The following is a 6915-nucleotide window of genomic DNA, read 5'->3' as shown; positions in this document are numbered from 1 at the left end:
TGATCATCGGCGGGACCATGTACGGAAACGCCGTTACGGTCATCGGTTGAACATGAAGGAACCGCCGACCACCCCCCACGCCCCACCCCCACTCCCCTCTCGGCCATCCCCGCTCCCCCCTCGACGACCCCCACGCAGCCCTCCGACCACCCCCACCCGGCCGCCGGCCGACCCGGGCCCACCTCCAGCCGACCCCGGCCGACCCGTGCGAACCCGGCCCCCGCACTACGCTCGACGCCGTGATCACCCTGACGGCCCGCCTGTCCCCCTCGGCCCTGGACACCCGCCGCGGCGTGGTGCGGCTGCACCCGGAGGTGCTGGACGCGCTGGGCCTGCGCGCGTGGGACGCGGTGCGCCTGACGGGCGCGCGGGTGAGCGCGGCCCTCGCCGCCGCCGGCGACGGCCCGCCCGGGGTGGTGCTGCTGGACGACGTGACCCTGTCGAACATCGGGGTCGTGGAGGGCGCCGAGGTGGTGGTGGCCCCGGTGGAGGTCTCCGCCGCCCGACGGGTGGTGGTGGCCGGGTCACGGCTGGCGAGCACGTCGCTCGCGCCGGAGACCCTGCGCATGGCGCTGACCGGCAAGGTGCTGACGGTGGGCGACGCGGTGTCCCTGCTGCCGCAGGACCTGGCCCCGCCGCCGGGGACGGACCTGAGCGCGACCAGGCGCAAGCTGTCGAACGCGATCGGCATGACGTGGACGAACGAGCTGCTGACCATCACCGCCGCCGAACCTGCCGGGGTGCCGGTCGCGGTGCAGCCGTCGACGGTCGTGGGGTGGCGCGACGGGGCGAGCACGGGTGACGCGCCGGACTCGGGCCGGGCCGGCGGCGCGGCCGGGGTCGGGGCCGGCGGGATCGGCCCAGGTGGGATCGGCTCGGGCGGACTCGGTGCGGGAGGTCGGGGTTCGGCCGGGGTTGGCCGGGCCGGATCGGGCGCCGGCGGGGCAGGTGTCGGCGCGGCGGGTGCGGGCCCGGGTTTCGCGGGCTCGGGGTCCACGGGCAGGGGTTCGGGCGCGGGCCTGATCGGCTCGGCGGGCGTGTACCCGACGGGCTCCGGCGTGGTCGACGCGGGCCCGGCCGAACCGGACGTGGACGCGGACGCGACAACCACCGCGCCCCCCGTGCCCATCGCGGACCTGGTGGGCCAGCAGGACGCCGCCAAGCGGCTCGCCGAGTGGTTCGACCTCACGTTCAGCCACCCGGAACTGCTGGCCAGGCTCGGCGCGACCCCCCGCCTCGCGACCCTGGTCAACGGCCCCGAGGGGGTCGGCAAGACGACGCTCGTGCGGGCCGTCGCCCACGCGGCCGGGGCGGTGGTCGTGGAGGTCGCCGCGCCGAGCATCGCGGTCCTGGAGGCCAACACCACCGCGCAGCGGCTGGCCGATGCCCTGGCCTCGGCGGCCTCGGCGCAGGCGCCCGCCGTGCTGCTGCTGACCGACGTCGAGGCGCTGTTGCCCGCCGCCACGCCGCCGCCGGTGGCGACGGTGGTGCTCGACGCGTTGCGCGGGCGCCCCGAAGGTGTCGCGCTGGTGGTCACGAGCGCGCACCCGGAGGCCGTGGACCCGCGGTTGCGGGCGCCGGAGCTGGTGGATCGCGAGCTGGTGCTGCCGCTGCCCGACCGGGCGGCGCGGACGGAGCTGCTGCGGGTGCTGCTGCGGGACGTGCCGGTGGAGTCCGATGTGGACTTCGGCGCGGTCGCCGACCGGACGCCCGGTTTCGTGGCGGCGGACCTGGTGGCGCTGCGGCGGGAGGCCGCGGTGCGCGCGGTGCTGCGGCAGCGGGACGCCGCGGAGCCCCGGGTGGGTCAGGAGGACCTGCTGGGCGCGCTGGAGATCGTCCGGCCGATCTCGATGTCCACTTCGGACACGCTGCGGACGGGCGGCCTGACGCTGGCGGACGTCGGTGACATGGTCGAGGTCAAGCAGGCGTTGACCGAGGCCGCGCTGTGGCCGTTGCAGTACCCGGACTCGTTCGCGCGCCTCGGGGTCGCGCCGCCGCGCGGGCTGCTGATGTACGGGCCGCCGGGGTGCGGGAAGACGTTCCTGGTGCGGGCGCTGGCGGGCACGGGTCGGTTGAACGTGCTGTCGGTCAAGGGCGCCGAGCTGATGGACAAGTTCGTGGGCGAGTCGGAGCGCGCGGTGCGGGAGCTGTTCCGGCGGGCGGCCGAGGCGGCGCCGGCGCTGGTGTTCCTGGACGAGGTCGACGCGTTGGCGCCGCGGCGCGGGCAGTCGTCGGACTCGGGCGTGTCGGACCGGGTGGTGGCGGCGCTGCTGACCGAGTTGGACGGGGTCGAGCCGCTGCGCGACGTGATCGTGCTGGGTGCGACGAACCGGCCGGAGCTGGTCGACCCGGCGTTGCTGCGGCCGGGCCGGTTGGAGCGGCTCGTGTACGTGCCGCCGCCGGACGCCGAGGCGCGGGGCGAGATCCTGCGGGCGTCGGCGCGGAACACGCCGCTGGCCGAGGACGTGGACCTGGCGGCGTTGGCGGAGGAGCTGGACGGGTACTCGGCGGCCGACTGCGCGGCGTTGATCCGGGAGGCCGCGTTGACGGCGATGCGGGAGTCGCTGTCGGCGACGGAGGTGACGGGTGCCCACCTGGCCGCCGCCCGGACGGCGGTCCGGCCGTCGCTGGACCCGGCGCAGCTCGCCGCCCTGGCCGCCTACGCCGAGTCGCGCGGGGGCTGAGCCGGCTCACGGGAACGCCCCAACGGATGACACGTGCCACCGGACCGGGCGACACGCCGGGGGCGGGCGAGACCATCGGTGCGGTGCGGAGGAAAGGTGCGAACGGGTGAACGGTGACGTGGTGGGTGCGGCGGGGGCGTTCGTCGCCGGTCCGGACTGGGTTCGGCACGCCGTCTGGTGGCACGTCTACCCGCTCGGGTTCACCGGGGCCGAGCCCCGGCTCGCCGCCGACGCCCCGGTCACGCACCGCCTGGGTCACCTGACCGCGTGGCTGGACCACCTGCTGGAGCTGGGCGCGTCCGGGTTGGCGCTGGGCCCGGTCTTCGCGTCCGAGACCCACGGCTACGACACCACCGACCACTACCGCATCGACCCCCGGCTGGGGGACGACGGGGATTTCGACGCGCTGCTCGCCGCCGCTTCGGCCCGCGGTGTCCGCGTCCTGCTCGACGGCGTGTTCAACCACGTCGGTCGGGGGCACGCGGCGTTCCGGGCGGTGCTGGAGCAGGGGCCTTCGGCGCCCACCGCGTCGTGGTTCCGGCTGCGCCCGGACGCCGCGTGGACGGACGCCGCGTGGACGCCGGGGACCGAGCCCGACTACGACGATTTCGAGGGTCACCGGCACCTCGTGGCGCTCGACCACTCCTGCCCGGCGGTGGTCGACCACGTCGCCGACGTGATGATCCACTGGCTCGACCGGGGCGTGGCGGGGTGGCGGTTGGACGCCGCCTACGCGGTGCCGAAGGAGTTCTGGGCGCAGGTGACCGAACGTGTGCGCGCCCGTCATCCCCACGCCTACCTGATGGGTGAGGTCATCCACGGCGACTACACCGCGTTCGTCACCGAGGGCGGCCTCGACTCGGTCACGCAGTACGAGCTGTGGAAAGCGGTGTGGAGTTCGCTCAACGACCGCAACTTCCACGAACTGGCGCACGCCCTGCGCCGGCACGACGGGTTCCTGGAGCACTTCGTGCCGTACACGTTCCTGGGCAACCACGACGTCACGCGCATCGCCAGCCGCCTGACCGACCCCGCGCACCTGGCGCACGCGCTCGTCGTGCTGGCCACCACCGGAGGCACCCCGGCCGTCTACGCGGGCGACGAGCACGGTTTCCGCGGCGTCAAGGAGGACCGGGCGGGCGGCGACGACGAGGTCAGGCCGCCGTTCCCGGCCTCGCCGGCCGAACTGTCGCCGGTGGGGCTGCCGGTGTTCCACCTGCACCAGGAGCTGCTGGGGCTGCGGCGCAGGCACGCGTGGCTGCACCGGGCGCGGACCGAGGTGCTGGACGTGTCGAACGAGTTCCTGGCCTACGCCTCGGCGGAGGAGGGGGAACGCGTGGTGGTCGCGATGTCCACCGCCGGCGGCCCGGTCGAGGTGCGGGTGCCGGGGGCCGGTGACGTGCTGGCCGGCCGGGCCCGGCTCGACGCGCCGGGCACACCGGGTGCACGAGTACGCCTGGAACCCGGCGGCTGGGTCGTCCTGGCGGGCTGACCGACTCGATCAGCCCGGCCCAGGACGGTCACCCGGGAGGGGGGACCCGAACGCTGAACTCGGGGGTCCTGGACGTACGACTCGCCCGGCTTGGACGTACGACTCGCGGGGTCTGGACGTACGACTCGCGCGAGCCCGAGTGGTGAACCCGGGGGGTCCGGGTGTTCGACTCGCGCGGTCAGGAGACCTTGCCGGAGGAGCCCCGGTAGTCGTTGGTGAGGATGATGATGATGCCGGGGTGGGCTGCTTCGATGCCGTCGAAGCGGGGCTTGACCTCGGCGTTCAGGACCTGGGCGAGTTGGCGGGCGGAGGCTTCCTCGTCGGTGTCGGGGCGGTAGTAGACCGTGGTGGTCGGGATGAGGCCCTGGGACTGCGAGTAGTTGGCGGTCTCGGCGACCTCCCAGCCGGCCCGGCGCACGTCGTCCGAGGCGCGGGCGGCCAGGCCGCTGATGGTGCCGTTGTTGTAGACGCGCACCGGCGGCTTGGCGACGACCGGGGGCGGCGGGGTGTCGGTGGCCTGGCCCTGGGGTTGGCCCTGGCCGGCGGGGGTGCCCGTGGTGGCGGGCGCGCCGGTGGGGTCGGCCCCGGTGGTGGGCGCGGGGGTGGCCGATCCCGTGGCCGACCCGGTGGGGGTTCCGGCGGACGACTCGGTGGGCGATCCGCCGGTGGGGTCGCCGGAGGAGGGGGCCTGCGGGTCGGAGGTCGCGCTCGACGGCGGCGGCTGGGCCGCGGTGGACTCGTCGTCGGAGCCGCCGAAGAGGCTGATCACGCCGATGACCAGGGCGATGGCCGCCAGGCCGAGCAGCGCGTAGCCCGCGGCGCGGGCGGGTTGGGCGCTGCCCGCGGGCTGTTCCGGGTTCGTCATCGGCGCTCGACACCCGACCGGCTCGCCACGCGGGCGCGTTGCCTGCCGGATCGCGACCGGCGCAGTCTCTTGATCAACATCGGGTCCGCGGCCAACGCCTCTTCCTTCTCGATCAATGCGTTGAGCAGTTGGTAGTACCTGGTGGCCGACATGTCGAACAGCTCTTTGATGGCCTGTTCCTTGGCGCCCGCGTACTTCCACCACTGGCGTTCGAAGGCCAGGATCTCCCGCTCCCGGTCGTTCAAACCGTCGTCCGGCTCCTCCGCCGGCACCAGTGCCTCTGCGGCGTCCACTCTGGCTCCTCAGCCGTGTCCCGTGCGTGGACGCCATTACATCACGTGATCATGATCGGGGTCGGTTCATCGGTCGGCGCGTCCGGACAACACCGGCACGACACCGGCACGACGCCGACGCGACGCCGGCACGACACCGACGAGGCGGGGAGACGAGGGAGACGGAAGGGACGGGGGAGGCGCGCCGATAAGCTGCCGGTCATGGCAGTTCACCCGATCCGGATCGCCGGAGATCCCGTGCTCCACAACCCGACCCGCCCGGTCCAGGTGTTCGACGACGCGCTGCGCACCCTGGTCGAGGACATGTACGAGACCATGGCGGCGGCGAACGGTGTCGGGCTCGCGGCCAACCAGGTCGGGGTCGACCTGCGGTTGTTCGTCTACGACTGCCCGGACGACGACGGCAACCAGTTCCGGGGCGTGGTGGTGAACCCGGTGCTGGAGACCTCCGAGGTGCCGCTGGGGATGCCGGACCCGGACCACGACTTCGAGGGCTGCCTGTCCGCGCCGGGCGAGTCGTACCCGACGGGGCGGGCGTCGTGGGCGAAGGTCACCGGCGTCGACACCGACGGCAAGCCGATCGAGGTGGAGGGCACCGGGTACTTCGCGCGCTGCCTCCAGCACGAGACCGACCACCTGGACGGGCTCATCTACCTCGACCGCCTGGTGGGTCGGCACAAGCGGGCGTCCAAGCGGATGCTCAAGGCCAACGGGTGGGGCGTGCCCGGCCTGTCCTGGGACCCCGCCACCTCGGACGACCCGTTCGCGGACGACGACGAGGACTGACGACCGACATCGGAAGCCGAGGGGGAGCCGGGGCGGCCTAGACCGGGTCCGCGGCCGGTTCGTCCGGCACGGGTTGCGCCGCCGCCGGGGTGCGCGGCGCGGTGTCGTCGGGTTCGGGCCTCGGCTGGTGGTCGGGGCGCGTCGGGCGCTCGGGGCGCCGCCACGGCAGCTCGGGGAACGAGGCCAGCTCGACGTGGCTGGCGCAGCCCGCCAGCTCGGCGTAGTCGCCGGCGATGACCGCGGCCCGGACGCGCCGCAGCTGCCCGACCGTGGGCAGGTCCCCGGCCAGCAGGAACGGCAGGAGCAGCCGCCAGGCGCGGACGACCGCGGCCCGGCGCCGGTGCGGTGCGCGCAGGGCGGCCCTGGCCACGCGCAGCAGGTGCTCGCCGGCGGTCATGGCGCCGGGGTACCCGGTGTGGTCCCAGGACCAGCGCAGGCCGTCGGCCACGGCGCAGCGCCAGCAGTCGACCGGGCCGGCGCCGAGCTCCTCGCCGCACTGGGAGCAGGCGACCAGGGTCATCGCCCAGTCGGTGCAGGTCCACGGGTGCCGCCCGACCTCGTCGGCGAGGACGAGCTCGGCCAGTTCCCGCTCGCCCGCGCCGCCCTCGGTGAGCTGTTCGGCGGCCAGCAGCTCCTGCCAGTCGAGCAGCCAGTACTGGTCCACCAGCTCCGCGCAGAACCGGCACCCGGGGTAGCCGCGACCCGCCAGGTCGCCGCACGACGGGCACGGCGAGACGGCGGCGGGGCGCGCCACGCGCCGCGCACCGGGCGGGAACGGCTGGTGATCAGCCACGC

Annotated in this window: 6 protein-coding genes; 3 read left to right on the top strand and 3 right to left on the bottom strand. The window is 74.8% G+C overall.

Annotated elements, in window-relative coordinates:
* Positions 1-239 precede the first annotated feature (239 nt).
* Both Q5530_RS35995 and Q5530_RS35990 read left to right on the top strand, forming a co-directional pair.
* Positions 240-2684, top strand: a complete 2445-nt coding sequence (locus Q5530_RS35995; RefSeq protein ID WP_415367352.1) for an AAA family ATPase — start codon at positions 240-242, stop codon at positions 2682-2684.
* A gap of 106 nt (positions 2685-2790) precedes the next feature.
* Positions 2791-4176 carry an alpha-amylase family protein gene (locus Q5530_RS35990; RefSeq protein ID WP_415367351.1) on the top strand — a complete coding sequence of 462 codons (1386 nt, stop codon included), beginning with the start codon at positions 2791-2793 and terminating at the stop codon, positions 4174-4176.
* A 178-nt stretch (positions 4177-4354) separates the two neighbouring features.
* On the opposite strand, the gene Q5530_RS35985 is transcribed toward Q5530_RS35990, so the two are convergent.
* Complete coding sequence (locus Q5530_RS35985; RefSeq protein ID WP_415367350.1) at positions 4355-5041, bottom strand: LytR C-terminal domain-containing protein; 687 nt, start codon at positions 5039-5041, stop codon at positions 4355-4357.
* Positions 5038-5334: a DUF3263 domain-containing protein gene (locus tag Q5530_RS35980; RefSeq protein WP_415367349.1), complete on the bottom strand. Its 297-nt coding sequence runs from the start codon at positions 5332-5334 to the stop codon at positions 5038-5040. Before Q5530_RS35980 ends, Q5530_RS35985 begins: the two co-directional genes overlap by 4 nt.
* 201 nt (positions 5335-5535) lie before the next feature.
* On the opposite strand from Q5530_RS35980, the gene Q5530_RS35975 reads away from it, so the two are divergent.
* Positions 5536-6120: a peptide deformylase gene (locus tag Q5530_RS35975; protein ID WP_415367348.1), complete on the top strand. Its 585-nt coding sequence runs from the start codon at positions 5536-5538 to the stop codon at positions 6118-6120.
* A gap of 37 nt (positions 6121-6157) precedes the next feature.
* On the opposite strand, the gene Q5530_RS35970 is transcribed toward Q5530_RS35975, so the two are convergent.
* A complete protein-coding gene (locus Q5530_RS35970; RefSeq protein ID WP_415367347.1) occupies positions 6158-6913 on the bottom strand; it encodes a hypothetical protein in 756 nt (251 codons plus the stop codon).
* Between the last annotated feature and the right edge of the window lie 2 nt (positions 6914-6915).

Origin of the sequence: Saccharothrix sp. BKS2 (assembly GCF_047689505.1) — a bacterium.
GTDB lineage: Bacteria > Actinomycetota > Actinomycetes > Mycobacteriales > Pseudonocardiaceae > Actinosynnema > Actinosynnema lopnurensis.
This window is presented reverse-complemented; position numbering and strand designations above follow the sequence as displayed.

What these genes read in the sequence shown, in the direction of transcription:
- Q5530_RS35975 (WP_415367348.1), top strand. Translation starts at nt 5,536, where the DNA reads ATGGCAGTTCACCCGATCCGGATCGCCGGAGATCCCGTGCTCCACAAC.
- Q5530_RS35985 (WP_415367350.1), bottom strand. Translation starts at nt 5,041, where the DNA reads ATGACGAACCCGGAACAGCCCGCGGGCAGCGCCCAACCCGCCCGCGCC.